Genomic DNA, 26,357 nt, shown 5'->3' on the forward strand with positions numbered 1-26,357 from the left:
ATTCACCACGAAGACTGAAGGATGTCATGAACCACTTTATTTTAAGCGATAGTCATAAGTGCATCGGATGCAAGGCTTGTGAAGTTGCCTGCGTCATGGCGCATAACGATGAGCAGCATGTATTGACCCCGCAGCGTTTTTTGCCGCGTATTACCGTTATCAAGCGCGAGCAAAAACGTAACGCCGTAACCTGCCACCATTGTGAAGGGGCGCCGTGCGCCCGCAGTTGTCCAAATGACGCCATCAGCCAGCTTAACGGCAGCGTCCAGGTGAATCAGGAGAAATGCATCGGCTGTAAATCCTGTATGGTTGCCTGCCCGTTTGGCGTGATGCAGATCGTCCTGACGCCGGTAGAGGAGGGCAGAGTCAAAGCGACGGCGCACAAATGTGATTTGTGCGATGGTCGCGAAGAGGGGCCCGCCTGTGTGCAAAACTGCCCGGCCGGGGCGCTGGAGCTGGCGACGGACAGTACGCTGATGAATCTGGCGAAACAGCGGCGTCAGCGCGCGGCGCGTCTGGGTCATCCCGGCGCGGCGGTATTGGCGTGTTCCGCCGGAAAAGTCGCGCAGATGGCCGCGACGCCGCCGCGCGGCGAGCCCGACAAGCTAACTGCCGAAGCGCGTAAGGCCAATTTTGCCGAAATTTATCTGCCGTTCACTGCCGGACAGGCTAATCGCGAGGCGGAACGCTGCCTGAAGTGCGGCGAACACAGCATTTGTGAATGGACCTGCCCGCTGCACAACCACATTCCGCAGTGGATTGAGCGGGTGAAAGAGGGGGATATCGCCGCCGCCGTTGAGCTTTCTCATCAGACCAACTGCCTGCCGGAAATAACCGGCCGAGTCTGCCCGCAGGATCGCCTGTGCGAAGGGGCCTGCACGCTGCGCGATGAGCACGGTTCGGTGACCATCGGCAATATTGAACGCTATATCTCCGACCAGGCGCTGGCCAACGGCTGGCGGCCGAATCTTTCGCAGGTCGTTGAAAGCGGCAAGCGGGTGGCGATTATCGGCGCGGGTCCTGCCGGGCTTGCCTGCGCCGACCGGCTGGTGCGCAACGGCGTGAGTCCGGTGGTCTTTGATCGCCATCCGGAAATCGGCGGCCTGCTGACCTTTGGTATTCCGGCCTTTAAGCTGGATAAATCTCTGCTGGCCCGGCGGCGGGAAATCTTTACCCAGATGGGCGTGCGCTTTGAGCTGAACTGTGAGATAGGCAAAGATATCCCGCTGACGACGCTGCTTGATGACTATGATGCGGTATTTATTGGCGCCGGAACCTATCGCTCGATGAAAGCGGATCTACCGAACGAAGACGCGCCCGGCGTATATGACGCGCTGCCGTTCCTGATCGCCAACACCAAACAGGTGATGGGGCTGCTTGAGCTGCCGGAAGAGCCTTACGTCAACACCGAAGGGCTGAACGTCGTGGTGCTCGGCGGCGGCGATACGGCGATGGACTGCGTGCGCACCGCGCTGCGCCATGGCGCGAAGCAGGTGACCTGCGCCTATCGTCGCGATGAAGCCAACATGCCCGGTTCGAAGAAAGAGGTGAAAAACGCGCGCGAAGAGGGGGCATTATTTGAATTTAACGTCCAGCCGGTGACCCTGGAGCTGAACGAAGAGGGGCATGTCAACGGCGTACGCTTTCTGCGCACCCGGCTTGGCGCGCCTGACGCTCAGGGGCGCCGCAGCCCGTCTCCGATCCCCGGAAGCGAGTTTGTCATGCCCGCCGACGCGGTGATCATGGCCTTTGGTTTCCATCCGCACGGTATGCCGTGGCTGGAATCCGTCGGCGTTAAGCTCGACAGTCGCGGCCGAATTAAGGCCAATGTGGAAAGCCGCTACCGCTATCAGACCACCCATCGCAAAGTATTTGCCGGCGGCGATGCGGTGCGTGGCGCCGATCTGGTGGTGACCGCCATGGCAGAAGGCCGCCACGCGGCGCAGGGGATCATGGACTTCCTCGAGGTTAAATCGATTCCGCTTCACTGACGACAAAGCGGGTTCCGCAGCGTAATATGACATCGTTATTTCACGCTGTGGGGCCCGTATGTCACTCAATATCAACGTTATCAAAGATAAAATCCTCTCCGAAAACTGGTTCGTTTTGCGCAACATGACCTATGAGCTGACGCGCAGCGATGGAAGCGTGGTTCGCCATAAACGTGAAGTCTACGATCGCGGCAACGGCGCTACCATCTTGCTGTATAACCGCCATAAGCAGACCGTCGTGCTGGTTCGCCAGTTCCGCATCGCGACCTGGGTTAACGGCAACGAAGACGGGATGTTGATCGAAACCTGCGCCGGGCTGCTGGACAGCGACGAGCCGGAGGCGTGCGTGCGCAAAGAAGCCATTGAAGAGACCGGCTTCGAAGTCGGTGAAGTGCGCAAACTGTTTGAACTGTTTATGTCGCCCGGCGGCGTCACCGAGCTTATCCATTTCTTTATTGCCGAATATAATGATACTCAGCGGGCCAACGGTGGTGGCGGCGTTGATGATGAAGATATTGAGGTGCTGGAGCTTCCTTATAACCGGGCGCTGGAGATGATGGCGAACGGGGAGATCCGCGATGGCAAAGCGGTGATCCTGCTGCAATATTTGCAAACCTCCGGGCTGATGAACGGGGATCTCTGATAAATCCGATTGAGTAAAACCTCGCCGCTGGTGAACATAGCCGCTGTGTATGGCGTTTTCTCCGGGGTTGTGCCGCTCATGTTGCATCGGGTTATTTTATTTCTGCTTTTCGGTTTACTGCCGACATCGCTGGTGCGGGCGGCGCCGGCGCAACAGCTCTTCAATGACTGGCAGGTAACCTGCAACAATCAGAATTTCTGCGTGGCCCGCAACGTCGGGCTGCATCATGGCCTGGTCATGACCCTCACCCGCAGCGCCGGGGCGGCCACCAGCGCCAGCCTGCGTATTGAGCTCGGCGGCGTGGGCAACCCGGTCGCGGCGCTGGCGCCCATTGCGCCGCGCCTTCGCCTCGATGGTAAACCCCTGTCTTTGGGCGATAAACATTGGCAGATCGCCGACAAACTGCTTAAAACCGACGATAGCGTCACCATTGATGCTTTCCTGCAGCAGGTGCAGGACGCGCAGACGATGACGCTTGAAAATGGCCTACAGAGTATCTCGTTACAGGGGCTGAAAGCCGCTCTGCTGTTTATCGATAACCGGCAGAAGCGCGTGGGTAGCGAAACCGCGTGGGTGGGAAAGGGGGAAGAGCCGCCGCTCAGCGTTCCACCAGCGCCTGCGCTGCGGTCGGTAGCGAGAATCGACGTCGCGCAATCGCCCCTTAGCCGCGATGAACTTAACGATCTCATGGATTACGGCAACGAGCGCATGAACAGCAGCGCCTGTTCGCTGGATCCGTTTCGCCGCGAGGTTCGGGTTGCCGCGCTAACCGACGATAAGGTTTTGCTAATGACCAGCTGCGAAGCGGGCGCCTACAACACCATTTGGCTGGCCTGGCTGGTGTCGCGTCAGCGACCGTATATTGCTCACCCGCTACGGCTTACGCTGCCTTTCCAGCCGCCCGGCGATGTGCCGCGTGACGTAGAGCTGGTGAACGCCCGCTACGACGATCGACGCCAGGAGCTGGTGACGCTGGATAAAGGGCGCGCGCCCGGCGACTGCGGGACGCAAACGCGCTGGCGCTATGACGGCCAGCGCTTTAGCCTGGTACGCTACGCGCAGCAGCCGCAGTGCGATAACTGGCAGGGGCCAGACGCCTGGCCCACGCTATGGGTTACCCGTTCTGTACCTCGTCCCCTACGCTGACGATATGCTCAACGGTGAAGCCGAAGTAAGGGAAAAGTTTATCGGCCGGGGCCGATTCACCGTAGCCGGTCATACCGACAATTTTTCCTTTGAGTCCCACATATTTATACCAGTAGTCGGCGATCCCGGCCTCCACGGCAACGCGGGCGCTGACGTCTGATGGCAGTACGGACTCCCGATAGGCTTCATCCTGGGCATCAAATACGTCGGTCGATGGCAGGGAGACCACGCGCACGTTCACCCCTTTGGCCAGCAGCTTTTCTGCGGCCAGTACGGTGATCTCGACCTCTGAACCGGTGGCTATCAGGATCAGGTCCGGCTTGCCGCCGGCGTCCTTCAGTACGTAGCCGCCGCGGGCGATATTCTGTACCTGTTCCGGCGTGCGCGCCATTTGTGCCAGATTTTGCCTTGAGAGGATTAGCGCCGTCGGCCCGCTATGACGCTCTACCGCCAGTTTCCACGCCACCGCGGCCTCGACCTGATCGCATGGTCGCCAGGTGCTGAAGTTTGGCGTCAGGCGCAGGCTGGCCAGCTGTTCTACCGCCTGGTGCGTCGGACCATCTTCGCCGAGACCGATGGAGTCGTGGGTATAGACCATGATTTGCCGCGCTTTCATCAACGCCGCCATACGCGCCGCGTTGCGGGCATATTCGACGAACATCAGGAAGGTGGCAGTATAAGGTACAAACCCGCCGTGGTGGGCGATGCCGTTGGCGATGGCCGTCATCCCGAATTCACGTACGCCGTAGTGAATATAGTTGCCCGCCGGATCTTCTTTCAGCGAAGTCGAACCTTTCCAGATAGTCAGGTTACTTGGCGCGAGGTCAGCGGAGCCGCCCAACAGTTCTGGTAGATGCGGGCCGTAGGCATCAAGGGCGTTTTGCGAAGCCTTACGCGTGGCGATTTTCGCCGGGTTGGCCTGCAGCTCAGCGATATATTTCCGCGTTGTTTCATCCCACGACTCAGGCAGTCCGCCGCTCATGCGCCGCGTAAACTCAGCTGCCAGCTGAGGATGGACCTGCTGATAGGCGGCAAACTTCTCCTCCCAGCTTTTCTGCGCTTTTTGTCCCTTTTCACGCGCGTCCCAGGCGCGGTAGATCTCTTTTGGGATCTCAAACGCCGGATGATGCCAGCCCAGCTGCTGGCGCGCCAGCGCCACTTCCTGTTCGCCCAGCGCGGCGCCGTGGGCCTCTTCTTTCCCGGCTTTATTCGGTGAACCAAAGCCTATTACCGTACGGCAGATAATCAGCGAAGGTTTGTCCTTCACGCTCTGGGCTTCCAGAATCGCTTTCTTCACGGCTTCGGGATCGTGGCCGTCAATTTCATGAACCACATGCCAGTGATAGGCCTCGAAGCGTTTTGCCGTGTCATCGGTAAACCAGCCTTTGGTTTCGCCATCAATGGAAATACCGTTGTGGTCGTAGAAGCCGATGAGCTTACCCAGTCCTAACGTACCCGCCAGAGAGCAGACTTCGTGAGAAATCCCCTCCATCAGACAGCCATCGCCCATAAACACGTAGGTAAAGTGATCGACGATCTCATGGTCTGGCTGATTAAACTGCGCCGCCAGCGTACGCTCGGCGATAGCCAGCCCCACCGCGTTCGCCAGCCCTTGCCCCAGCGGCCCGGTGGTGGTTTCAACCCCCGGGGTATAGCCGATTTCCGGGTGCCCCGGCGTTTTGGAATGCAGCTGACGGAAGTTTTTTATCTCTTCGATGGGCAAGTCATAGCCCGTCAGATGCAGCAGGCTGTAGAGCAGCATCGACGCGTGGCCGTTGGAGAGAATAAAGCGGTCGCGATCGTACCATTGCGGGTTTTCAGGATTGTGCTTAAGGAAATCGTTCCACAGCACCTCTGCGATATCGGCCATGCCCATCGGCGCGCCGGGGTGGCCGGAGTTGGCTTTCTGGACTGCATCCATACTCAGGGCGCGGATGGCGTTAGCGAGTTCTCTACGGGACATAATGTGCTCCTGAAACAATAGGTTGCATGAGTTTTTATTGGTTTAGGATAGAGAGGATGATGAGTTGCATAACTAAAAAGCATAGCAGACGGGGCTATCATTGCTTCTGAAACTAAGTTACATAAACATTATAAATCGATAACAAATATAACTTTGTTATGGCGAGAGTTTGGCGGTGTTCAAAGTTTACGAAGCCGTCAGGCGAGATACTAGGTGACCCTTTAGGGTGAACACCAGGTAGGCCATTACGCTTCACCCCCCTACGATCGATACGTGAAAGGAACGATAAAATGGATGAGCAGTTAAAACAAAGCGCCCTTGATTTCCACGAATTCCCGGTCCCCGGAAAAATCCAGGTCTCCCCGACAAAACCGCTGGCAACCCAACGCGATCTGGCCCTGGCCTACTCGCCGGGCGTCGCCGCGCCCTGTCTGGAAATCGAGAAGGACCCGCTGGCAGCCTATAAATATACCGCGCGCGGCAACCTTGTGGCGGTGGTCTCCAACGGCACGGCCGTACTGGGGCTGGGCAACATCGGCGCGCTGGCCGGTAAGCCGGTGATGGAAGGCAAAGGCGTTCTGTTTAAAAAGTTCGCCGGCATCGATGTGTTCGATATTGAAGTCGATGAGCTGGACCCGGACAAATTTATCAACGTCGTCGCGGCGCTGGAACCGACCTTCGGCGGTATTAACCTCGAAGATATCAAAGCGCCGGAGTGCTTCTACATCGAGCAAAAGCTGCGCGAGCGCATGAATATTCCGGTCTTCCATGACGATCAGCACGGGACGGCGATTATCAGTACCGCGGCGATTCTCAACGGACTGCGGGTGGTGGAGAAAAACATTTCCGACGTGCGGATGGTGGTTTCCGGCGCGGGCGCAGCGGCGATCGCCTGTATGAACCTGCTGGTGGCACTGGGAATGCAGAAACACAACATCGTGGTCTGCGACTCGAAAGGCGTTATCTATAAGGGCCGTGAGCCGAATATGGCGGAAACCAAAGCGGCCTATGCGGTAGAAGACAGCGGCAAACGCACGCTGGATGACGTGATTGACGGGGCGGACATTTTCCTCGGCTGCTCCGGTCCGAAAGTGCTGACTCAGGAGATGGTGAAGAAAATGGCCCGCGCGCCGATGATTCTGGCGCTGGCCAACCCGGAGCCGGAAATTCTGCCGCCGCTGGCGAAAGAGGTACGCTCCGATGCGATTATCTGTACCGGCCGCTCTGACTATCCGAACCAGGTAAACAACGTTCTGTGTTTCCCGTTCATCTTCCGCGGGGCGCTGGACGTCGGCGCAACGGCGATTAACGAAGAGATGAAGCTGGCGGCGGTACACGCGATTGCCGAGCTGGCACACGCCGAACAGAGCGAAGTGGTGGCCTCCGCCTACGGCGATCAGGATCTGAGCTTCGGCGCGGAATATATCATTCCGAAACCGTTCGACCCGCGGCTGATCGTTAAGATCGCCCCAGCGGTGGCGAAAGCGGCGATGGACTCCGGCGTGGCGACTCGCCCGATCGTCGATTTTGATGCCTACATTGAGAAGCTCAGCGAGTTCGTCTACAAAACGAACCTGTTTATGAAGCCGATTTTCTCCCAGGCGCGCAAAGAGCCGAAGCGGGTGGTACTGGCGGAAGGCGAAGATACCCGCGTCCTGCACGCGACTCAGGAGCTGGTCTCTCTTGGGCTGGCGAAACCGATCCTGATCGGCCGCCCGGGCGTGATTGAGATGCGAATCCAGAAGCTGGGGCTGCAGATTAAAGCCGGGATTGATTTTGAGATCGTGAATAACGAATCCGACCCGCGCTTTAAAGAATACTGGAACGAATATTACAGCCTGATGAAGCGCCGCGGGATCACTCAGGAGCAGGCGCAGCGGGCGGTGATCAGCAACACCACGGTGATCGGCGCGATCATGGTGCAGCGCGGCGAAGCCGATGCGATGATCTGCGGCACCATCGGCGACTATCACGAGCACTACAGCGTCATACAGCCGCTGTTCGGCTACCGCGATGGGGTCCATGCGGCCGGGGCGATGAACGCGCTGCTGCTGCCGAGCGGCAACACCTTTATCGCCGACACTTATGTCAATCACGATCCGTCGCCGGAGCAAATTGCCGAAATCACCCTGATGGCGGCGGAAACGGTTCGTCGTTTCGGTATTGAACCGCGGGTGGCGCTGCTGTCGCACTCGAACTTCGGCTCCTCGGACTGCCCGTCCGCCAGCAAAATGCGCCATGCGCTGGAGCTGGTGAAGGCGCAGGCGCCGGAGCTGATGATCGATGGCGAAATGCACGGTGATGCCGCGCTGGTGGAAAGCATTCGTAATGAGCGGATGCCGGACAGCCCGCTGAAAGGTTCGGCCAATATTCTGGTGATGCCGAATATGGAAGCCGCGCGTATTAGTTACAACTTACTTCGCGTTTCCAGCTCCGAAGGCGTCACCGTCGGACCGGTGCTGATGGGCGTCGCGAAGCCGGTGCATATCCTGACGCCAATTGCTTCGGTACGACGTATCGTGAATATGGTCGCGCTGGCGGTTGTTGAAGCGCAAACTCAGCCGCTGTAATTTAATTTAATTATTTCAGGCGCGGGAATTCTCCCGCGCTTTTTTATTTCTGTTTATAAGTGATCTATCTCACCTTTCAAATCAACTTGCCGAATTTTGTTATTTACTCCAGCGGAAACTTGTCACGATAAGCGCAAGTTTTAGCGGAGCGGTGAGCCATGGATAAAGAACGCATCATTCAGGAATTTGTACCCGGCAAGCAGGTTACGCTGGCGCATCTGATTGCGCATCCGGGGGCGGAACTGGCGAAAAAGATCGGCGTTCCCGAATCCGGCGCTATCGGCATTATGACCTTAACCCCTGGAGAAACTGCCATGATCGCCGGTGATTTAGCGATGAAGGCCGCCGATGTGCATATCGGTTTTCTCGACCGGTTTAGCGGCGCGCTGGTGATTTACGGCTCGGTTGGCGCGGTTGAAGAGGCGCTGCTGCAGACGGTAAGCGGGCTCGGTAGATTATTAAATTACACCCTCTGCGAGTTAACCAAAAGCTAATTAGAGGCGGCGATGAAACGTATTGCATTTGTCGGTACGGTGGGCGCGGGAAAAACAACGCTTTTTAATGCGCTGCAGGGAAATTATTCCCTCGCGAGAAAAACGCAGGCCGTGGAATTTAATGAAGATGGTGACATCGACACCCCGGGAGAATATTTCAGCCATCCGCGTTGGTACCACGCATTAATAACCACGCTGCAGGATGTCGATACGCTGATTTATGTCCACGCGGCCAACGATACCGAAAGTCGCTTACCCGCCGGGCTACTGGATATTGGCGCGAATAAACGACACATCGCCGCGATTAGTAAAACGGATGTGCCGGACGCCGACGTCGCCGCGGTGCGGCAACTGCTGTACGAGATGGGGTTTCAGGAACCGATTTTCGAACTCAACGGTCACGACCCGCAAAGCGTAAAGCATCTGGTGAATTACCTGAGTGAGCTCAGCCAAAAGGAGGAAGGGGCAGGTGAAGAAACTTATCACAGCTAACGATATTCGTGCGGCCCACGCACGAGGCGAAGCGGAAATATCGGTTGTGCTGCGCGCCAGCATCATCACCCCGGAAGCCCGCGAAGTCGCGGAGCTGCTGGGCGTCGCCATCCACGAGTGCGATGAATCTGCGCCAGAGCCTGCGGCACCGGCGGCAGAGGATAAAACCGAAAGCCAGCGCATTCGCGAAACCATTATCGCGCAGCTGCCGGAAGGGCTGTTTACCGAAAGCCTGGTGGCGCAGCTGATGGAAAAAGTGATGAAGGAGAAGCAGTCGCTGGGGATGGACGCGATGCAGCCCAGCTTTAAGGCGGTCACCGGTAAAGGCGGTGTAAAAGTTATTGACGGCGGCAGCGTGAAGTTCGGCCGCTTCGACGGCGCGGAGCCGCACCGGGTCGGCCTGACGGATTTAATTACCGAGCAGGACGGCAGCAGCATGGCCGCCGGGTTTATGCAGTGGGAAAACGCTTTTTTCCCGTGGACGCTGAACTATGACGAGGTCGATATGGTGCTGGAGGGCGAACTCCACGTGCGCCATGAAGGCGAAACCATGGTGGCCAGGGCCGGGGACGTGATGTTTATCCCGAAAGGCTCCAGCATTGAATTCGGTACGCCGTCGACGGTGCGTTTTCTGTACGTCGCCTGGCCTGCGAACTGGCAATCGCTATGAAAGATTTCATCACCGAAGCCTGGCTCAGAGCGAATCATACGCTCAGCGAAGGGGCAGAAATTCATCTGCCCGCCGACGCCCGCCTGACGCCATCGGCCCGGGAGCTGCTGGAAAGCCGCCGTTTGCGCATCAAGTTTATCGACGAGCAGGGCAGCCTGTTCGTTGATGACGAAGCGCAGCAGCCGCAGCCGGTGCACGGTTTGACCAGCAGCGACACGCACCCGCAGGCCTGTTGCGAACTGTGCCGTCAGCCGGTGAAGAAAAAGCCGGACACCCTGACCCATCTGACGGCCGACAAAATGGTCGCCAAAAGCGACCCGCGGCTGGGTTTTCGCGCCGCCCTCGACGCCAGCATCGCCCTGGCAGTATGGCTGCAAATTGAACTGGCGGAGCCCTGGCAGCCGTGGCTGGCGGATATCCGTTCGCGCCTCGGCAACATTATGCGCGCCGACGCCCTGGACGAACCGCTGGCGGCACAGTCCATCGTCGGGCTGAACGAGGATGAACTGCATCAGCTTTCCCACCAGCCGCTGCGCTATCTCGACCACGATCATCTGGTGCCGGAAGCCAGTCACGGCCGCGATGCCGCGCTGCTCAATCTGCTGCGCTGCAAAATTCGTGAAACGGAAACGGTCGCCGCGCAGGTCTTTATTACCCGCAGTTTTGAGGTATTGCGCCCGGACCTTCTGCAGGCGCTGAACCGCCTCTCCAGCACCGTCTACGTGATGATGATTTTAAGCGTTGCCAGGCATCCGCTGACCGTCAGCCAAATCCAACAGCGTCTGGGAGGGGAGCAATGATTATTGAACGCGCCCGTCAGCTCGCTTTGCGTTCGCCCGCCCGGGTGGTGTTTCCGGACGCGCTGGATATTCGCGTCCTCAAAGCGGCGCACTACCTCCAGCAGCAGGGGCTGGCAAAGCCGATTTTGATCGCCAGCCCTTTCGCCCTGCGCCAGTTCGCCCTAAGCCACCGCCTGCCGATGGACGGTATGCAGATCGTCGACCCGCTCAGCAACCGGCAAATACGCGCAGCGTTTGCCCGGCGCTGGCTGGACCGCGCCGGGCAAAAAACGCCGCCGGACGCCGAGGAAAAACTCAACGACCCGCTGATGTTCGCCGCCGCCATGGTCGGCGCCGGTCAGGCCGACGTATGTATTGCCGGCAATCTCTCCTCGACGGCGAATGTGCTGCGCGCCGGATTACGCATTATTGGCCTTCAGCCTGGCTGTAAAACGCTGTCGTCGATTTTTCTGATGCTTCCGCAGTACGCCGGACCGGCATTAGGGTTCGCCGACTGCAGCGTAGTGCCGCAGCCGACGGCGGCGCAGCTGGCGGATATCGCCATCGCCAGCGCGGAGACATGGCAGGCCATCACCGGCGAAGAGCCGCGGGTGGCGATGTTGTCGTTTTCCAGCAACGGCAGTGCCCGTCATCCCAACGTCGCCAACGTACAGCAGGCCACCGGGATCGTACGCCAGCGCGCCCCGCAGCTGATGGTTGATGGCGAACTGCAGTTTGACGCCGCCTTCGTACCGGAGGTCGCCGTGCAAAAAGCGCCCGCCAGTCCGCTACAGGGCCGGGCCAACGTGATGGTTTTTCCCTCGCTGGAGGCGGGCAACATTGGCTACAAAATCGCCCAGCGCCTGGGCGGCTACCGCGCGGTCGGGCCGCTGATTCAAGGACTTGCCGCGCCGCTTCACGACCTCTCTCGAGGCTGTAGCGTGCAGGAAATTATCGAACTGGCGTTAGTGGCAGCCGTGCCGCGCCAGACTGACGCGAGCCGGGTAAACCACTCGCAAACACTGGTTGTATAAACGGTCCCGTTCTGGACCCCATGAGAGGAAAACACAATGGAAGCATTAGGAATGATTGAAACCCGGGGCCTGGTTGCGCTGATTGAGGCCTCTGACGCGATGGTAAAAGCCGCGCGCGTGAAGCTGGTTGGCGTGAAGCAGATTGGCGGCGGTCTGGTGACCGCGATGGTGCGCGGCGACGTGGCGGCGTGCAAAGCGGCCACCGATGCGGGTGCCGCGGCGGCGCAGCGCATTGGCGAGCTGGTCTCTGTGCACGTTATTCCGCGCCCGCATGGCGATCTGGAAGAGGTATTCCCCATCAGTTTTAAAGGCGACAGCAATATTTGACTCACGGCCGGATAAGCCGCGCAAGCGTCGCTATCCGGCATTAACGCGCGCTATTGCCTGATGGCGCTGCGCTTATCAGGCCTACGACTCACCACGTAATCCAGGGAGGCGGGTATGAAACTGGCAGTCGTCACGGGACACATTGTCTGCACCGTCCGCCATCAGGGGCTGGCGCACGACAAGCTGCTGATGGTGGAGATGATTGATGCCGCAGGGAAGCCTGACGGGCAGTGCGCCGTCGCCACCGATAGCATCGGCGCGGGAGCCGGGGAATGGGTTCTGCTGGTGAGTGGAAGCTCGGCGCGACAGGCGCACCGCAGCGAGGCGTCTCCTGTCGATTTGTGCGTCATCGGTATCGTCGATGAAGCGGTGGCCGGCGGTCAGGTGATTTTCCATAAATAGGACTGAACATCATGAATCAACAGGATATTGAACAGGTGGTGAAAGCGGTACTGCTGAAAATGACGGACAGCAGCAAGCCGGACAGTACCGTTCATGAGATGGGCGTCTTCGCCTCCCTTGATGACGCCGTCGCGGCAGCAAAAGTGGCTCAGCAGGGGTTGAAAAGCGTGGCGATGCGTCAGTTGGCGATTCACGCCATTCGCGAGGCGGGCGAAAAGCACGCCAGGGAATTAGCGGAGCTGGCGGTTAGCGAAACCGGCATGGGCCGCGTGGAGGATAAATTTGCCAAAAACGTGGCGCAGGCGCGCGGCACGCCGGGCGTGGAGTGCCTCTCTCCACAGGTGCTGACCGGCGATAACGGCCTGACGCTGATTGAAAACGCGCCGTGGGGCGTGGTGGCCTCGGTCACCCCATCCACCAACCCGGCGGCGACGGTGATTAATAACGCCATCAGCCTGATTGCCGCGGGCAACAGCGTGGTGTTCGCCCCGCATCCGGCGGCGAAAAAGGTCTCTCAGCGGGCGATTATGCTGCTCAACCAGGCGGTGATTGCCGCGGGTGGTCCGGCCAATCTACTGGTCACCGTGGCGAACCCGGATATCGAAACGGCCCAGCGGCTGTTTAAGTACCCCGGCATTGGTCTGCTGGTGGTCACCGGCGGGGAAGCCGTGGTGGAATCCGCGCGTAAACATACCAATAAACGTTTGATCGCCGCTGGGGCCGGTAACCCGCCGGTAGTGGTCGACGAAACCGCCGACCTGGCGCGCGCCGCGCAGTCCATTGTCAAAGGCGCCTCGTTTGATAACAACATCATCTGCGCCGACGAAAAGGTGCTGATCGTGGTCGATAGCGTTGCCGACGAACTGATGCGCCTGATGGAAGGCCAGCAGGCGGTGAAGCTCAGCACCGCTCAGGCCGAGCAGCTTCAGCCGGTGCTGCTTAAAAATATCGATGAGCGCGGCAAAGGCACCGTCAGCCGCGACTGGGTTGGCCGCGACGCCGGCAAGATTGCCGCAGCCATCGGCCTGAACGTTCCGCAGCAGACGCGCCTGCTGTTCGTTGAAACCCCGGCCAGCCATCCGTTTGCCGTCACCGAACTGATGATGCCGGTGCTCCCGGTGGTACGGGTTGCCAACGTCGACGAAGCCATCGCGCTGGCGGTTCAGCTGGAAGGCGGCTGCCACCATACGGCGGCGATGCACTCGCGCAATATCGACAACATGAACCAGATGGCGAACGCCATTGATACCAGCATTTTCGTCAAAAACGGGCCGTGCATCGCCGGGCTCGGCCTGGGCGGGGAAGGCTGGACCACCATGACTATCACCACGCCAACCGGGGAAGGGGTGACCAGCGCGCGCACCTTTGTCCGCCTGCGCCGCTGCGTGCTGGTAGACGCCTTCCGAATTGTATAAGGGGCGACCGATGGCACACGACGAACAACGTTGGCTCACGCCCCGGCTGCAAAAAGCGGCAACCCTGTGTAACCAGACGCCTGCGCTCAGCGGTTCGCCGCTGTGGCTGGGTGTGGATTTAGGCACCTGCGATGTGGTGTCGATGGTGGTCGACGGTGACGGGCAGCCGGTTGCGGTGTGCCTCGACTGGGCGGACGTGGTGCGCGACGGCATCGTCTGGGATTTCTTCGGCGCCGTTACCATCGTGCGCCGCCATCTCGACGCGCTGGAACGGCAGCTTGGCTGCCGCTTCACTCATGCGGCGACCTCATTTCCTCCGGGTACCGATCCGCGTATTTCGATCAACGTGCTGGAGTCCGCAGGGTTAGAGGTGAGTCACGTACTCGATGAACCGACCGCGGTGGCGGACCTGCTGCAGCTCGATAACGCCGGCGTGGTGGATATCGGCGGCGGCACCACAGGGATCGCCATCGTGAAGCGCGGCAAAGTGATCTACTCCGCCGATGAAGCGACCGGTGGCCACCATATCTCCCTGACTCTCGCTGGTAACCGCCGCATTCCGCTGGAAGAGGCGGAGCAGTTCAAGCGCAGCAACGCGCAGGAGATTTGGCCGGTGGTGAAGCCGGTGTACGAAAAGATGGCGGAGATCGTCGCTCGTCATATTGACGGTCAGGAAATTGCCGATTTGTGGCTGGCGGGCGGCTCCTGCATGCAGCCGGGCGTGGATGCGCTGTTTCGTAAGCGCTTCCCGGAATTACAGGTGCATTTACCGCAGCACAGCCTGTTTATGACCCCGCTGGCGATAGCCAACAGTGGAAGAGAGAAAGCGGAGGGAATCAATGCAAGCTGAACTGCAGACGGCGCTTTTTCAGGCATTCGACACCTTGAATTTGCAGCGGGTGAAAACCTTCAGCGTGCCGCCGGTGACGCTGTGCGGCCTCGGCGCGCTCAGCGCCTGCGGCCAGGAAGCGCAAGCGCGAGGCGTAAAGCATCTGTTTGTGATGGTCGACAGCTTCCTGCATCAGGCGGGAATGACTGCCGGGCTTGCGCGCAGCCTGGCGGTGAAAGGCGTGGCGATGACCGTCTGGCCCTGTCCGCCAGGGGAGCCGTGCGTTACCGACGTCTGCGCGGCGGTGGCGCAGCTGCGCGAAGCGAAGTGCGACGGCGTGGTGGCCTTTGGCGGCGGTTCGGTGCTGGACGCGGCGAAAGCGGTGGCGCTATTGGTCACCAACCCGGAGCAAACGCTAAGTGAGATGACGGAAAGCAGCATACTGCGCCCGCGTCTGCCGCTGATTGCGGTGCCGACGACCGCCGGAACCGGCTCAGAAACCACCAACGTGACGGTGATTATCGATGCGGTCAGCGGGCGCAAGCAGGTGCTGGCCCACGCCTCGCTCATGCCGGACGTGGCGATTCTCGACGCCGCCCTGACCGAAGGCGTTCCGCCCCAGGTGACGGCGATGACCGGGATAGACGCGCTGACCCACGCCGTAGAGGCATACAGCGCGCTCAACGCGACGCCCTTTACCGATAGTCTGGCGCTTGGCGCGATAGCGATGATTGGCCAGGCGCTGCCTAAGGCCGTGGGCTACGGTCACGATCTTGCCGCCCGCGAAAGTATGCTGCTGGCTTCCTGCATGGCGGGAATGGCTTTTTCCAGCGCCGGTCTGGGCTTATGCCATGCGATGGCGCATCAGCCCGGCGCGGCGCTGCATATTCCCCACGGCCAGGCCAACGCCATGCTGCTGCCAACGGTGATGGCGTTTAACCGCATGGTATGCCGCGAGCGGTTCAGCCAAATCGGCCGGGCGCTCACCGCTAAAAAAACCGATGACCACGAGGCAATTGCCGCCGTAGAGGCGTTGATCGCCGAAGTGGGCCTGAGTCAACGACTCTCAGATGCCGGCGCAAAGCTTGAGCATTTCAGCGCGTGGGCGCAGGCGGCGCAGGAGGACATTTGTCTGCGCACCAATCCACGCACCGCTGCCCGGGAGCAGATTATCGAGCTGTACGCGGCGGCGCACTGATGCGGCCTTAACACCGGCGAATTTTCCCGGAGGCGATGCTGCGCATCTGTCCGGGCTACAAGCCTGGCAAGCCGCGCTGAACCGGTAGCCCGGGCAAGGCGCTTTGCGCCGCCCCCGGGGGAAGGCCGCAGAGTGTTAATACAAATCATAAATGACAGGGAGTAAAGGCTATGGGAATTAACGAAATCATCATGTACATCATGATGTTCTTTATGCTGATTGCCGCCGTGGACAGGATCCTGTCGCAGTTTGGCGGTTCGGCGCGCTTTCTCGGCAAGTTTGGCAAAAGTATTGAAGGATCCGGCGGCCAGTTCGAAGAGGGCTTTATGGCGATGGGCGCGCTGGGCCTGGCGATGGTCGGGATGACCGCGCTGGCGCCGGTACTGGCGCATCTGCTCGGGCCGGTGATTATTCCGCTGTATGAAATACTCGGCGCCAACCCGTCGATGTTCGCCGGAACGCTGCTGGCCTGCGATATGGGCGGCTTCTTCCTCGCAAAAGAGCTGGCGGGCGGCGACGTGGCGGCATGGCTCTATTCCGGCCTGATCCTCGGGGCGATGATGGGGCCGACGCTGGTGTTCTCCATTCCGGTCGCGCTCGGCATTATCGAGCCCTCCGACCGCCGCTACCTGGCGCTGGGCGTACTGGCCGGGATCGTCACGATTCCGATCGGCTGTATCGCCGGCGGCCTGGTGGCCATGTACTCCGGCGTGGAGATTAATGGACAGCCGGTAGAGTTCACCTTCGCGCTGATCCTGATGAATATGATCCCGGTGCTTATTGTCGCGGTGCTGGTAGCGCTGGGGCTGAAGTTTATTCCGGAAAAAATGATCAACGGCTTCCAGATCTTCGCCAAATTTCTGGTGGCGCTGATCACTATCGGCCTGGCGGCGGCGGTCATCAAGTTTCTGCTTGGCTGGGATCTGATCCCAGGACTCGACCCGATTTTTATGGCTCCCGGCGACCAGCCCGGCGAGGTGATGCGCGCTATCGAAGTTATTGGTTCGATCTCCTGCGTGCTGCTCGGCGCTTACCCGATGGTACTGCTGTTGACCCGCTGGTTTGAAAAGCCGCTGATGCGCGTCGGTAATCTGCTGAAAATCAATAATATGGCCGCCGGCGGCATGGTGGCGACGCTGGCTAACAACATCCCAATGTTCGGCATGATGAAGCAGATGGATACCCGCGGCAAAGTGATCAACTGCGCGTTCTCCGTGTCTGCCGCTTTCGCGCTGGGCGACCACCTGGGCTTCGCCGCCGCCAACATGAACGCCATGATTTTCCCGATGATCGTCGGCAAGCTGATCGGCGGCGTCACCGCTATCGGCGTGGCGATGCTGCTGGTGCCAAAAGATGAAAATGTACCCGCGGCAGCGAAAACCGAAGCGGAGGCGCAATCGTGAAAACTCGCCAGCTGCTGAGCGTTGGTATCGATATCGGCACCACTACCACTCAGGTGATCTTCTCCCGCCTTGAACTGGTTAACCGTGCGGCGGTGTCGCAGGTGCCGCGCTACGAATTTATCAAACGCGAAATTAGCTGGCAAAGCCCGGTCTTCTTCACCCCTGTCGATAAGCAGGGCGGTCTAAAGGAGGCAGAGCTCAAGGCGCTGATCCTGGCCCAGTATCAGGCCGCCGGCATTGCCCCCGAATCGGTGGACTCCGGGGCGATCATTATTACCGGCGAAAGCGCGAAAACCCGCAACGCCCGGCCGGCGGTGATGGCGCTCTCTCAGTCGCTCGGCGATTTCGTGGTGGCCAGCGCCGGGCCGCACCTGGAGTCGGTGATTGCCGGTCACGGCGCCGGGGCACAAGCCCTGTCGGCACAGCACCTGTGCCGGGTTCTCAACATTGATATCGGTGGTGGCACGTCAAACTATGCCCTGTTTGACGCCGGCAAAGTCAGCGGCACCGCCTGCCTCAACGTCGGCGGTCGCCTGCTGGAGACCGACAGCCAGGGGCGCGTGGTCCATGCGCATCAGCCTGGACAGATGATTGTCGATGCGGTTTTCGGTCCTGGAACCTGCGCCCGCTCGCTGACCGCCGGGCAGCTGGCCCAGGTGGCGCGGCGGATGGCGGAGCTGATCGTCGAAGTCATTGACGGCGCGCTCTCTCCGCTGGCGCAACGGCTGATGCAAACCAGCCTGCTGCCCGCAGGGGCGATACCCGAGGTAATTACCCTTTCCGGCGGAGTGGGCGAGTGCTATCGCAACCAGCCCGCCGACCCGTTCTGCTTTGCGGATATCGGGCCGCTGCTGGCTACGGCGCTACATGAGCATCCGCGCCTGCGTGAGATGAACGTGCAGTTCCCGGCGCAAACCGTGCGCGCCACGGTGATTGGCGCCGGCGCGCACACGCTTTCGCTCTCTGGCAGCACCATCTGGCTGGAGGGAGTTCAGCTACCGCTGCGCAACCTGCCGGTGGCGATCCCGCCTGATGACGCCGATCTGCTGAGCGCCTGGCAGCAGGCGCTGATGCAGCTCGATCTGGATCCTAAAACGGATGCTTACGTGCTGGCGCTTCCCGCATCGCTACCGGTGCGCTACGCCACCCTGCTGGTGGTGATTGACGCCCTATTAGCTTTTGTCGCGCGCTTTCCCAACCCGCATCCACTGCTGGTGGTGGCGGAGCAGGACTTTGGCAAAGCGCTGGGCATGCTGCTGCGTCCTCAGCTGCAACAACTCCCGCTGGCGGTCATCGATGAGGTGAGCGTACGGGCGGGGGACTATATCGACATTGGTACGCCTCTTTTTGGCGGATCGGTTGTGCCGGTGACGGTGAAATCACTCGCATTTCCTTCCTGAGGGAACGACTTATGAAACTAAAGACCACATTGTTCGGCAATGTTTATCAATTTAAGGATGTAAAAGAGGTGCTGGCTAAAGCCAACGAACTGCGTTCGGGGGATGTGCTGGCGGGCGTGGCGGCGGAAAGTTCGCAGCAGCGTGTGGCGGCGAAGCAGGTGCTCTCCGATATGACGGTCGCCGATATTCGTAACAACCCGGTGATTCCGTATGAAGAGGATTGCGTGACGCGCCTGATCCAGGACGACGTCAACGAAACCGCCTATCAACGGATTAAAAACTGGACCATCAGCGACCTGCGCGAATACGTGCTGAACGATGAAGTCAGTAGCGACGATATTGCGTTTGTGCGTAAAGGGCTGACCTCGGAAGTGGTGGCGGCGGTGGCGAAGGTCTGCTCCAACGCCGACCTGATCTACGGCGCGAAGAAAATGCCGGTGATTAAAAAAGCCAACACCACCATCGGCTTGCCGGGCACCTTTAGCTGCCGCCTGCAGCCGAACGATACCCGCGATGACGTGCAGAGCATTGCTGCGCAAATCTACGAAGGGCTCTCTTTCGGCGCGGGCGATGCGGTGATCGGCGTCAACCCGGTGACCGATGATGTGGAGAACCTGACCCGCGTCCTTGATACCGTCTACGGCGTTATCGATAAATTCAATATCCCGACCCAGGGCTGCGTGCTGGCGCACGTCACCACCCAGATTGAAGCGATTCGCCGCGGCGCCCCGGGCGGCTTGATCTTCCAGAGCATCTGTGGCAGCGAAAAGGGGCTAAAAGAGTTTGGCGTGGAGCTGGCGATGCTCGACGAAGCGCGCGCGGTGGGGGCCGAGTTTAACCGCATCGCCGGGGAGAACTGCCTGTACTTTGAAACTGGGCAGGGCTCGGCGCTGTCGGCTGGCGCTAACTTCGGCGCCGATCAGGTGACGATGGAGGCGCGTAACTACGGCCTGGCACGGCACTACGATCCGTTCCTCGTCAATACCGTGGTGGGCTTTATCGGGCCGGAGTATCTCTATAACGATCGGCAGATTATTCGCGCCGGTCTCGAAGATCACTTTATGGGCAAGCTGAGCGGCATCTCAATGGGCTGCGACTGCTGCTACACCAACCATGCCGACGCCGACCAGAACCTCAATGAAAACCTGATGATTCTGCTCGCCACCGCCGGCTGCAACTACATCATGGGCATGCCGCTCGGCGACGACATCATGCTCAACTATCAGACCACCGCATTTCACGATACCGCCACCGTCCGTCAGCTGCTGAATTTACGGCCGTCGCCGGAGTTCGAACGCTGGCTGGAAACCATGGGCATTATGGCAAACGGTCGTCTGACCAAACGGGCGGGCGATCCGTCACTGTTCTTTTGATGACGCGGGGATGACACATGATGGATCAAAAGCAGATTGAAGAAATTGTACGCAGCGTGATGGCGTCAATGGGACAACCGCAAACGGCTGCGCAAGCGCCTGAGGCGGAGGTGGCGAAATGCGCCAGCCGGTGCGAGGTCGCGGCGGAGAGCTGCGCGTTGGATTTAGGTTCGCCAGAGGCGAAAGGCTGGATTGGCGTGCAGCAGCCGCATCGCGCGGAAGTGCTGACCGAACTGAAACGCAGCACCGCGGCGCGCGTGTGTACCGGTCGCGCCGGTCCGCGTCCGCGCACCCTTGCGCTGCTTCGCTTCCTCGCCGACCACTCCCGTTCCAAGGATACGGTGCTGAAAGAGGTGCCGGAGGAGTGGGTGAAAACCCAGGGCCTACTGGAGGTTCGCTCCGAGATTAGCGACAAGAACCTCTACCTGACGCGCCCGGATATGGGCCGTCGGCTGAGTCCGGAGGCGATTGAGGCGCTGAAGGCGCAGTGCGTGGTGAATCCTGACGTTCAGGTGGTGGTGTCCGATGGCCTCTCTACCGACGCGATCACCGTCAACTATGAAGAGATCCTACCACCGCTGCTGTCGGGCCTGAAGCAGGCCGGGCTGAAGGTCGGTACGCCATTCTTCGTCCGCTACGGGCGGGTCAAAATTGAAGATCAGATTGGCGAAATCCTCGGCGCGAAGGTGGTGATTTTGCTGGTGGGTGAACGCCCGGGGCTAGGGCAGTCGGAAAGCCTCTCCTGTTACGCCGTTTATTCGCCGCGCGTAGCGACCACCGTCGAAGCGGACCGGACCTGTATTTCAAATATTCACCAGGGCGGCACGCCGCCGGTAGAAGCCGCCGCGGTGATCGTCGATTTGGCCAAACGCATGCTGGAGCAGAAGGCTTCCGGCATCAACATGACTCGGTAAGGAGGCATCATGCCTGCATTAGATTTAATTCGCCCTTCGGTGACGGCCATGCGCGTGATTGCTTCAGTGAATGACGGCTTTGCCCGCGAGCTTAAATTACCGCCACATATACGTAGCCTCGGACTCATCACGGCGGATTCAGATGATGTGACTTATATTGCCGCTGACGAAGCGACAAAACAGGCGATGGTCGAAGTGGTGTATGGCCGCTCTCTCTACGCCGGCGCGGCTCACGGTCCGTCGCCAACCGCAGGTGAAGTGCTGATTATGCTGGGCGGCCCGAATCCGGCGGAAGTTCGCGCCGGTCTGGATGCGATGGTGGCGCATATCGAAAATGGGGCCGCGTTCCAGTGGGCCAACGATGCCGAAGATACGGCGTTTCTGGCGCACGTGGTGTCACGAACTGGCTCTTATCTCTCGTCTACCTCCGGTATCGCATTGGGCGATCCGATCGCTTACCTGGTAGCGCCGCCGCTGGAGGCGACCTTCGGCATCGATGCGGCAATGAAATCGGCCGACGTTCAGCTGGTGACCTACGTGCCGCCGCCGTCGGAAACCAACTATTCCGCCGCGTTTTTGACGGGTAGCCAGGCCGCCTGTAAAGCCGCCTGCAATGCCTTTACCGATGCCGTTCTGGATATTGCCCGTCATCCAATTCAGCGCGCGTAAGGGGGAAGCGATGATCAACGCCCTGGGATTACTGGAAGTGGACGGTATGGTCGCCGCCGTTGACGCGGCGGATGCGATGCTGAAGGCGGCCAACGTGCGGCTGCTCAGCCATGAGGTCCTCGACCCCGGCAGGCTGACGTTGGTGGTGGAAGGCGACCTGGCGGCATGCCGGGCGGCGTTGGATGCCGGCAGCGCTGCGGCGCAGCGTACGGGGCGCGTTATTAGTCGTCGGGAGATCGGTCGTCCTGAAGAGGATACCCAGTGGCTGATCGGCGGCTTTCAACGGCCGCCGAAAGCGCCCGAGCCGCCTGAGCGGTCCGAGGAAGCGGAATCCTCCGCGCCCTTACTGACGCTGCTGGCGTCGGCGCGTCAGGGAATGACCGCCGGGGAAGTGGCCGCACATTTCGGCTGGTCGCTTGAGGAAGCCAGGAAGGCGCTGGAGCAGCTGTTTTCTACCGGAGCGTTGCGTAAACGCAGTAGCCGCTATCGCTTAAAAAATTAACCTGTCGGAGGTGCCGGGATCGTGAAAACGCTCCCGGTTTAAAAGATCATGAAAAAGAAAACACCGGCCAACCTGCACCATCTTTATCATGAAGCATTACCCGAAGACGTTAAGCTAACGCCGATGGTCGAGGTGGACAACGTCCACCAGCGGCGAACCACCGATGTCTATGAACATGCCCTGACGATTACCGCCTGGCAGCAGATTTACGATCAGCTTCATCCGGGGAAATTCCACGGTGAATTTACCGAAATCCTGCTCGATGATATTCAGGTCTTTCGTGAATATACCGGTCTGGCCCTGCGCCAGTCTTGCCTGGTGTGGCCTAACTCGTTCTGGTTCGGTATTCCGGCCACTCGCGGCGAGCAGGGATTTATTGGCTCACAGTGTCTCGGCAGCGCCGAAATCGCCACCCGGCCCGGCGGCACGGAGTTCGAACTCAGTACGCCGGACGATTACACCATTCTTGGGGTGGTCATTTCAGAGGACGTGATTACCCGCCACGCGGGCTTCCTGCATCACCCGGAAAGAGTGCTGCATATGTTGCGTAACCAGTCGGCGCTGGAAGTCAAAGAGCAGCATAAAGCGGCGCTGTGGGGCTTCGTGCAGCAGGCGCTGGCGACGTTCAGCGAGAACCCGGAAAACCTGCATCAGCCCGCGGTGCGCAAAGTGTTGGGTGATAATCTGCTGCTGGCGATGGGGGCGATGCTGGAGGAGGCGCAACCGATCGTCACCGCCGAGAGCATCAGCCATCAGAGTTACCGGCGGCTGCTGTCCCGGGCGCGGGAGTATGTACTGGAGAATATGTCGGAGCCGCTGACCGTTCTCGACCTGTGCAATCAGCTGCACGTCAGCCGCCGTACGCTGCAAAACGCCTTTCACGCAATTCTCGGAATAGGACCGAACGCGTGGCTGAAGCGTATACGCTTAAACGCGGTGCGCCGGGAGCTGATCAGCCCGTGGTCGCAGAGCGCCACGGTTAAGGATGCCGCAATGCAGTGGGGATTCTGGCATCTGGGCCAGTTCGCCACCGATTATCAGCAGCTGTTCGCCGAGAAACCGTCGCTGACGCTGCATCAGCGGATGCGGCAGTGGGCGTGATGGCGATTGATTTACCGGATGGTGTTTCATGCCGTTATCGTAGGCCTGTAAGCGTAGCGCCATCGGGCAAAGCAGCGCCGGATGGCGGCGTAAACGCCTTATCCGGCCTACGAACCGCGCCATCAGGCAATTTTATACCCAGTCGCGCACCTGAATGAACTTGCCTAGCGCCGCTTCCGGGCTATCCGCTGCCGGCTGGTAGTTATATTCCCAGCGTACCAGCGGCGGCATTGACATCAGGATGGACTCGGTGCGGCCGCCGGTTTGCAGGCCGAACAGGGTGCCGCGATCCCATACCAGGTTAAACTCCACGTAGCGCCCGCGACGGTAGAGCTGAAAATCCCGCTCGCGTTCACCCCATGCTATTTCCCTGCGTCGCTCGACAATCGGCAAATACGCCTCGGTATAGCCGTTACCCACCGCCTGCATAAAGTCAAAGCAATGATCGAAGCTGGGGGTATTCAAATCATCGAAAAACAGGCCGCCGATGCCGCGCTGCTCGTTACGGTGTTTGAGAAAGAAATAGTCATCGCACCACTTTTTATAACGCGGATAAACGTCTTCGCCGAAGGGCTGGCACAGATCGCGGGCGGTACAATGCCAGTGCACGGCATCTTCTTCAAAGCCGTAGTAGGGGGTTAAATCGAAGCCGCCGCCGAACCACCATACCGGATCGGCGCCCGGTTTTTCCGCGATAAAGAAGCGCACGTTGGCATGGCTGGTGGGGATATAGGGGCTGCGCGGATGCACGACCAGCGAGACGCCCATCGCTTCAAAGCTGCGGCCAGCCAGCTCAGGACGGTGAGCAGTAGCGGAAGCCGGCATCGCATCGCCGTGCACGTGCGAAAAGTTAACCCCAGCCTGCTCAAAGATCCCGCCATCGCGCAGCACCCGGCTGCGCCCGCCGCCGCCGCCTTCCCGTCGCCAGCTATCTTCGACAAATTCGTCGCCGTCAACGGCGCTGAGCTTTTGGCAGATAGCATCCTGGAGCTGAAGGAGGAAGGCTTTTACCTGGTGCGCGTCGGGTCTCATTAACGTCTCTTCGAATGGGCTTTCTGGTTATCGAACCAGTGGAAATAGCTGATAATGCCGTTGGCAATCGCTGTGGCGATTTTCTGCCGGAAGGCAGTGGTGCCGAGCAGTTTTTCTTCGTTCGGATTGGTAATAAACGACGTCTCTACCAGTACCGACGGAATCGATGGCGATTTCAGCACCACGAACGCCGCCTGTTCGGTATTGCGGCTGTGCAGCTTATGCACTGGCTTAATCTTTTTCAGGATATGCGAGCCGAGCGTCAGGCTGTTTTTGATGGTATCAGTTTGTACCAGGTCGAACAGCACTTGCTGCAATAGGTGGTCTTTATCCGTCGTTTTCTTGCCGGCCACTTCATCCGCCCGGTTTTCACGGTCCGAGAGATATTTCGCCATGGCGCTACTGGCGCCGCGGTTGGAGAGGGCGAAAACGGAGGCGCCGGCCGCGCTCGGGTTGGTGAAGCCGTCAGCGTGAATTGACATAAACAGATCGGCGCCGTGCTGGTGGGCGATCTCCACGCGGTCATAGAGCGGAATAAAGGTGTCGCCGCTGCGCGTCAGGCGCGCATCGATACCGTTGCTACGCAGGATGCTGCGCACGTTTTTAGCGATCGCCAGCACTACGTGCTTCTCTTTTGAACCGTTATGGCCGATAGCGCCGGTGTCAATACCGCCATGGCCCGGGTCGAGCATCACGACGCGTTTGGCGCCTTTTTTCTTCGCTGCGGGTTTGCTGTGCCCATTGGATGTTTTCAATGGCTGTTGTTCTTTCGCGCTGGCCTGTGAGGCGATCCCTGAAAGCGTGATTGCTGCCAGCCCGGCTTTCAGCACCTGGCGGCGCGAAGCAAGTATTTTTAAAGGTTTAAAAGTGCTCATTCGGCCTGAATTGCAAACAAGTGGTAACCAATGTTATATCGTATCGTGTTTTCTGATACGACCATTCAAAATAAGAATTGTTTTACTTTTCATTTCAATACATGACAAAGTCATATTATGCCATTTTTTGCGGCTCATTGCGCCTGATATTGGCTATCGGGCACAATCGCGCCATAATCTCTGTTTTTAACCGTCAATGGTGGGGAATACCATGGAGATACGCGTTTTTCGCCAGCAAGATTTCGAAGAGGTCATTACCCTGTGGGAGCGTTGCGATCTCCTGCGACCATGGAACGATCCGGAAATGGACATTGAACGTAAGCTGAACCACGATGCCAGCCTGTTTCTGGTCGCCGAGGTTAACGGAGAAGTGGTCGGCACGGTGATGGGCGGTTATGACGGTCATCGCGGGTCTGCCTATTATCTTGGCGTGCATCCTGAATATCGCGGACGCGGTATTGCTAACGCGCTGCTTAACCGGCTGGAGAAAAAGCTGATTGCCCGCGGCTGCCCGAAAATAAACATTATGATACGCGAAGATAATGACGTGGTGCAGGGGATGTACGAACGCCTTGGCTATGAGCATTCAGATGTACTGTGCCTCGGCAAGCGCCTAATTGAAGATGAAGAATACTGAGTTTATCCCCGCCGATTTTGATACCCACGGCCGCCTGCGTTTGCCGTTTCTTTTTTGGTGCGTACTGCTGCTCCAGGCGCGAACATGGGTGCTGTTTCTGATGGCCGGCGCGTCACGGCAGCAGGGCGACGCGCTGCTGAATCTGTTTTATCCGGACCACGATAATTTTTGGCTGGGATTGCTTCCCGGCATCCCGGCGGTGCTGGCGTTTATTATTAGCGGGCATCGTCAGCGCTTTCCCCGGCTCTGGCCCCTGATGCGCTGGTTGCTGACGCTTTCCCAGCTATTGCTGTTGGTCTGGCAACCACTGCTTTGGATGAGCGGCGAATCGCCCTCGGCGCTGACCATCGGCCTGCTGGCGGCGGATCTTTATGCGCTCTGGTGGCTGTTAAGCAGCCGTCGGCTGCAGGCCTGTTTTCGCGAAGAACAGGTTTAACGGCACTTTTTGCCGATCGCGCACTCCAACATGCGTTGAATAAATCAGAAAGGACACTCAGT

25 protein-coding genes and 1 pseudogene are annotated in these 26,357 nt (G+C 59.3%); 23 read left to right on the top strand and 3 right to left on the bottom strand.

Annotation, left to right across the window (positions count from 1 at the left end; genetic code table 11):
- Nucleotides 1-26: 26 nt before the first annotated feature.
- The 3 genes and pseudogenes from aegA (at nucleotide 27) to K7H21_RS07495 (ending at nucleotide 3,780) form a co-directional block, all read left to right on the top strand.
- Entirely contained in the window at nucleotides 27-1,991 is a 1,965-nt protein-coding gene (gene aegA, locus K7H21_RS07485) for a formate-dependent uric acid utilization protein AegA (protein ID WP_004123454.1), read from the top strand.
- A 58-nt stretch (nucleotides 1,992-2,049) separates the two neighbouring features.
- Nucleotides 2,050-2,647, top strand: a pseudogene (nudK, locus tag K7H21_RS07490) (GDP-mannose pyrophosphatase NudK).
- A gap of 65 nt (nucleotides 2,648-2,712) precedes the next feature.
- Entirely contained in the window at nucleotides 2,713-3,780 is a 1,068-nt protein-coding gene (locus tag K7H21_RS07495) for a DUF1176 domain-containing protein (protein WP_024359326.1), read from the top strand.
- Here the strand turns inward: K7H21_RS07495 and tkt are convergent.
- Nucleotides 3,749-5,743 (bottom strand): transketolase, encoded by a 1,995-nt coding sequence (gene tkt, locus K7H21_RS07500; RefSeq protein WP_139529060.1) that lies wholly within the window; start codon nucleotides 5,741-5,743, stop codon nucleotides 3,749-3,751. The two genes, K7H21_RS07495 and tkt, sit on opposite strands and share 32 nt — an antisense overlap.
- A gap of 290 nt (nucleotides 5,744-6,033) precedes the next feature.
- On the opposite strand from tkt, the gene maeB reads away from it, so the two are divergent.
- From maeB to eutR, 18 genes are all read left to right on the top strand, one after another.
- The gene (gene maeB / locus K7H21_RS07505; RefSeq protein WP_223035680.1) at nucleotides 6,034-8,313 is read left to right on the top strand and encodes an NADP-dependent oxaloacetate-decarboxylating malate dehydrogenase; all 2,280 of its coding nucleotides are present in this window, start codon (nucleotides 6,034-6,036) and stop codon (nucleotides 8,311-8,313) included.
- Nucleotides 8,314-8,471: 158 nt separating this feature from the next.
- On the top strand, nucleotides 8,472-8,807 hold the full coding sequence (gene eutS / locus K7H21_RS07510) for an ethanolamine utilization microcompartment protein EutS (RefSeq protein WP_004123425.1): 336 nt from the start codon (nucleotides 8,472-8,474) through the stop codon (nucleotides 8,805-8,807).
- 12 nt (nucleotides 8,808-8,819) lie between these two features.
- The gene (gene eutP, locus K7H21_RS07515) at nucleotides 8,820-9,299 is read left to right on the top strand and encodes an ethanolamine utilization acetate kinase EutP (RefSeq protein ID WP_049112883.1); all 480 of its coding nucleotides are present in this window, start codon (nucleotides 8,820-8,822) and stop codon (nucleotides 9,297-9,299) included.
- The gene (eutQ, locus tag K7H21_RS07520; protein WP_223035681.1) at nucleotides 9,277-9,969 is read left to right on the top strand and encodes an ethanolamine utilization acetate kinase EutQ; all 693 of its coding nucleotides are present in this window, start codon (nucleotides 9,277-9,279) and stop codon (nucleotides 9,967-9,969) included. Before eutP ends, eutQ begins: the two co-directional genes overlap by 23 nt.
- Nucleotides 9,966-10,769 carry an ethanolamine utilization cob(I)yrinic acid a,c-diamide adenosyltransferase EutT gene (eutT, locus tag K7H21_RS07525; RefSeq protein WP_004123421.1) on the top strand — a complete coding sequence of 268 codons (804 nt, stop codon included), beginning with the start codon at nucleotides 9,966-9,968 and terminating at the stop codon, nucleotides 10,767-10,769. The genes eutQ and eutT overlap by 4 nt, the downstream gene beginning before the upstream one ends.
- Nucleotides 10,766-11,782 carry a phosphate acetyltransferase gene (gene pta, locus K7H21_RS07530; protein WP_004123420.1) on the top strand — a complete coding sequence of 339 codons (1,017 nt, stop codon included), beginning with the start codon at nucleotides 10,766-10,768 and terminating at the stop codon, nucleotides 11,780-11,782. The genes eutT and pta overlap by 4 nt, the downstream gene beginning before the upstream one ends.
- 36 nt (nucleotides 11,783-11,818) lie before the next feature.
- On the top strand, nucleotides 11,819-12,109 hold the full coding sequence (gene eutM, locus K7H21_RS07535) for an ethanolamine utilization microcompartment protein EutM (protein WP_000387720.1): 291 nt from the start codon (nucleotides 11,819-11,821) through the stop codon (nucleotides 12,107-12,109).
- A gap of 114 nt (nucleotides 12,110-12,223) precedes the next feature.
- Nucleotides 12,224-12,511, top strand: a complete 288-nt coding sequence (gene eutN, locus K7H21_RS07540) for an ethanolamine utilization microcompartment protein EutN (protein ID WP_004123418.1) — start codon at nucleotides 12,224-12,226, stop codon at nucleotides 12,509-12,511.
- Nucleotides 12,512-12,522: 11 nt separating this feature from the next.
- Nucleotides 12,523-13,926: an aldehyde dehydrogenase family protein gene (locus K7H21_RS07545; RefSeq protein WP_004123415.1), complete on the top strand. Its 1,404-nt coding sequence runs from the start codon at nucleotides 12,523-12,525 to the stop codon at nucleotides 13,924-13,926.
- Nucleotides 13,927-13,936: 10 nt separating this feature from the next.
- Complete coding sequence (eutJ, locus tag K7H21_RS07550; RefSeq protein ID WP_004123414.1) at nucleotides 13,937-14,776, top strand: ethanolamine utilization protein EutJ; 840 nt, start codon at nucleotides 13,937-13,939, stop codon at nucleotides 14,774-14,776.
- A complete protein-coding gene (gene eutG / locus K7H21_RS07555) occupies nucleotides 14,766-15,953 on the top strand; it encodes an ethanolamine utilization ethanol dehydrogenase EutG (protein ID WP_004123413.1) in 1,188 nt (395 codons plus the stop codon). Before eutJ ends, eutG begins: the two co-directional genes overlap by 11 nt.
- 170 nt (nucleotides 15,954-16,123) lie before the next feature.
- The gene (gene eutH / locus K7H21_RS07560; protein ID WP_223035682.1) at nucleotides 16,124-17,356 is read left to right on the top strand and encodes an ethanolamine utilization protein EutH; all 1,233 of its coding nucleotides are present in this window, start codon (nucleotides 16,124-16,126) and stop codon (nucleotides 17,354-17,356) included.
- Nucleotides 17,353-18,756: an ethanolamine ammonia-lyase reactivating factor EutA gene (gene eutA / locus K7H21_RS07565; protein ID WP_142445904.1), complete on the top strand. Its 1,404-nt coding sequence runs from the start codon at nucleotides 17,353-17,355 to the stop codon at nucleotides 18,754-18,756. Before eutH ends, eutA begins: the two co-directional genes overlap by 4 nt.
- An 11-nt stretch (nucleotides 18,757-18,767) precedes the next feature.
- Entirely contained in the window at nucleotides 18,768-20,129 is a 1,362-nt protein-coding gene (eutB, locus tag K7H21_RS07570) for an ethanolamine ammonia-lyase subunit alpha (protein WP_004123409.1), read from the top strand.
- A 20-nt stretch (nucleotides 20,130-20,149) separates the two neighbouring features.
- Complete coding sequence (gene eutC, locus K7H21_RS07575) at nucleotides 20,150-21,043, top strand: ethanolamine ammonia-lyase subunit EutC (protein ID WP_142445930.1); 894 nt, start codon at nucleotides 20,150-20,152, stop codon at nucleotides 21,041-21,043.
- Nucleotides 21,044-21,052: 9 nt separating this feature from the next.
- Nucleotides 21,053-21,712 (top strand): ethanolamine utilization microcompartment protein EutL, encoded by a 660-nt coding sequence (gene eutL / locus K7H21_RS07580; RefSeq protein WP_004123400.1) that lies wholly within the window; start codon nucleotides 21,053-21,055, stop codon nucleotides 21,710-21,712.
- 10 nt (nucleotides 21,713-21,722) lie between these two features.
- Complete coding sequence (gene eutK / locus K7H21_RS07585) at nucleotides 21,723-22,214, top strand: ethanolamine utilization microcompartment protein EutK (RefSeq protein ID WP_004123393.1); 492 nt, start codon at nucleotides 21,723-21,725, stop codon at nucleotides 22,212-22,214.
- A gap of 48 nt (nucleotides 22,215-22,262) precedes the next feature.
- Nucleotides 22,263-23,315 (top strand): HTH-type transcriptional regulator EutR, encoded by a 1,053-nt coding sequence (gene eutR / locus K7H21_RS07590; RefSeq protein ID WP_004123391.1) that lies wholly within the window; start codon nucleotides 22,263-22,265, stop codon nucleotides 23,313-23,315.
- 132 nt (nucleotides 23,316-23,447) lie between these two features.
- On the opposite strand, the gene hemF is transcribed toward eutR, so the two are convergent.
- Both hemF and amiA read right to left on the bottom strand, forming a co-directional pair.
- The gene (hemF, locus tag K7H21_RS07595) at nucleotides 23,448-24,347 is read right to left on the bottom strand and encodes an oxygen-dependent coproporphyrinogen oxidase (protein ID WP_142469327.1); all 900 of its coding nucleotides are present in this window, start codon (nucleotides 24,345-24,347) and stop codon (nucleotides 23,448-23,450) included.
- Entirely contained in the window at nucleotides 24,347-25,222 is an 876-nt protein-coding gene (amiA, locus tag K7H21_RS07600; RefSeq protein ID WP_004870750.1) for an N-acetylmuramoyl-L-alanine amidase AmiA, read from the bottom strand. The genes hemF and amiA overlap by 1 nt, the downstream gene beginning before the upstream one ends.
- A 211-nt stretch (nucleotides 25,223-25,433) precedes the next feature.
- On the opposite strand from amiA, the gene K7H21_RS07605 reads away from it, so the two are divergent.
- Together K7H21_RS07605 and K7H21_RS07610 are read left to right on the top strand one after the other, a co-directional pair.
- A complete protein-coding gene (locus tag K7H21_RS07605) occupies nucleotides 25,434-25,859 on the top strand; it encodes a GNAT family acetyltransferase (protein ID WP_004104360.1) in 426 nt (141 codons plus the stop codon).
- Nucleotides 25,846-26,295 (top strand): DUF2919 domain-containing protein, encoded by a 450-nt coding sequence (locus tag K7H21_RS07610; RefSeq protein ID WP_223035683.1) that lies wholly within the window; start codon nucleotides 25,846-25,848, stop codon nucleotides 26,293-26,295. The genes K7H21_RS07605 and K7H21_RS07610 overlap by 14 nt, the downstream gene beginning before the upstream one ends.
- The last annotated feature ends 62 nt before the right edge of the window (nucleotides 26,296-26,357 follow it).

It is taken from the genome of Klebsiella sp. CTHL.F3a (genome assembly GCF_019890895.1).
Lineage (GTDB): Bacteria > Pseudomonadota > Gammaproteobacteria > Enterobacterales > Enterobacteriaceae > Klebsiella > Klebsiella grimontii.

Bases quoted from the DNA above. Each gene is read 5' to 3' on its own strand.
- aegA (WP_004123454.1), top strand. From the start codon at position 27: ATGAACCACTTTATTTTAAGCGATAGTCATAAGTGCATCGGATGCAAG.
- K7H21_RS07495 (WP_024359326.1), top strand. From the start codon at position 2,713: ATGTTGCATCGGGTTATTTTATTTCTGCTTTTCGGTTTACTGCCGACA.
- tkt (WP_139529060.1), bottom strand. From the start codon at position 5,743: ATGTCCCGTAGAGAACTCGCTAACGCCATCCGCGCCCTGAGTATGGAT.
- maeB (WP_223035680.1), top strand. From the start codon at position 6,034: ATGGATGAGCAGTTAAAACAAAGCGCCCTTGATTTCCACGAATTCCCG.
- eutS (WP_004123425.1), top strand. From the start codon at position 8,472: ATGGATAAAGAACGCATCATTCAGGAATTTGTACCCGGCAAGCAGGTT.
- eutP (WP_049112883.1), top strand. From the start codon at position 8,820: ATGAAACGTATTGCATTTGTCGGTACGGTGGGCGCGGGAAAAACAACG.
- eutT (WP_004123421.1), top strand. From the start codon at position 9,966: ATGAAAGATTTCATCACCGAAGCCTGGCTCAGAGCGAATCATACGCTC.
- pta (WP_004123420.1), top strand. From the start codon at position 10,766: ATGATTATTGAACGCGCCCGTCAGCTCGCTTTGCGTTCGCCCGCCCGG.
- eutM (WP_000387720.1), top strand. From the start codon at position 11,819: ATGGAAGCATTAGGAATGATTGAAACCCGGGGCCTGGTTGCGCTGATT.
- eutN (WP_004123418.1), top strand. From the start codon at position 12,224: ATGAAACTGGCAGTCGTCACGGGACACATTGTCTGCACCGTCCGCCAT.
- K7H21_RS07545 (WP_004123415.1), top strand. From the start codon at position 12,523: ATGAATCAACAGGATATTGAACAGGTGGTGAAAGCGGTACTGCTGAAA.
- eutJ (WP_004123414.1), top strand. From the start codon at position 13,937: ATGGCACACGACGAACAACGTTGGCTCACGCCCCGGCTGCAAAAAGCG.
- eutG (WP_004123413.1), top strand. From the start codon at position 14,766: ATGCAAGCTGAACTGCAGACGGCGCTTTTTCAGGCATTCGACACCTTG.
- eutH (WP_223035682.1), top strand. From the start codon at position 16,124: ATGGGAATTAACGAAATCATCATGTACATCATGATGTTCTTTATGCTG.
- eutB (WP_004123409.1), top strand. From the start codon at position 18,768: ATGAAACTAAAGACCACATTGTTCGGCAATGTTTATCAATTTAAGGAT.
- eutC (WP_142445930.1), top strand. From the start codon at position 20,150: ATGGATCAAAAGCAGATTGAAGAAATTGTACGCAGCGTGATGGCGTCA.
- eutL (WP_004123400.1), top strand. From the start codon at position 21,053: ATGCCTGCATTAGATTTAATTCGCCCTTCGGTGACGGCCATGCGCGTG.
- eutK (WP_004123393.1), top strand. From the start codon at position 21,723: ATGATCAACGCCCTGGGATTACTGGAAGTGGACGGTATGGTCGCCGCC.
- eutR (WP_004123391.1), top strand. From the start codon at position 22,263: ATGAAAAAGAAAACACCGGCCAACCTGCACCATCTTTATCATGAAGCA.
- hemF (WP_142469327.1), bottom strand. From the start codon at position 24,347: ATGAGACCCGACGCGCACCAGGTAAAAGCCTTCCTCCTTCAGCTCCAG.
- amiA (WP_004870750.1), bottom strand. From the start codon at position 25,222: ATGAGCACTTTTAAACCTTTAAAAATACTTGCTTCGCGCCGCCAGGTG.
- K7H21_RS07605 (WP_004104360.1), top strand. From the start codon at position 25,434: ATGGAGATACGCGTTTTTCGCCAGCAAGATTTCGAAGAGGTCATTACC.
- K7H21_RS07610 (WP_223035683.1), top strand. From the start codon at position 25,846: ATGAAGAATACTGAGTTTATCCCCGCCGATTTTGATACCCACGGCCGC.